Source organism: Belnapia sp. AC561 (assembly GCF_979252845.1).
In genome coordinates, this window is record NZ_CEEDBP010000168.1 from 1 (window position 1) to 283 (window position 283).

A 283-nucleotide genomic window follows, 5' to 3' on the forward strand; every position below is an offset into this window, starting at 1 on the left:
GATCACGACCTATCGCAAGCTCGCGGAGCATGCGTTGCAGGAGCTCGCGCGGTTCTTCCCCGCTGCGGGTGGAGCGTGGACGGAGGATGCGACGCTACCCGGCGGCGACATGCCCGACGCCGATTTCGGCCGGTATCTGGCGACGCTGACGACGCGTTACCCGGCGATGCCCGCAGCACTGCTGCGGCGGCTGGCCCGCGCTTACGGGACGCGGACGGATGCGCTGCTCGGCGATTCGAAAGTGGAGGACGATCTCGGCGAGGATTTCGGCGCGGGGCTGCAT

Annotated in this window: 1 pseudogene; it reads left to right on the forward strand. The window is 68.9% G+C overall.

What is annotated here, in order from left to right:
• A pseudogene (locus AC0IW9_RS30600) lies at positions 1 to 283 on the forward strand (glycerol-3-phosphate dehydrogenase); the annotation flags it as partial.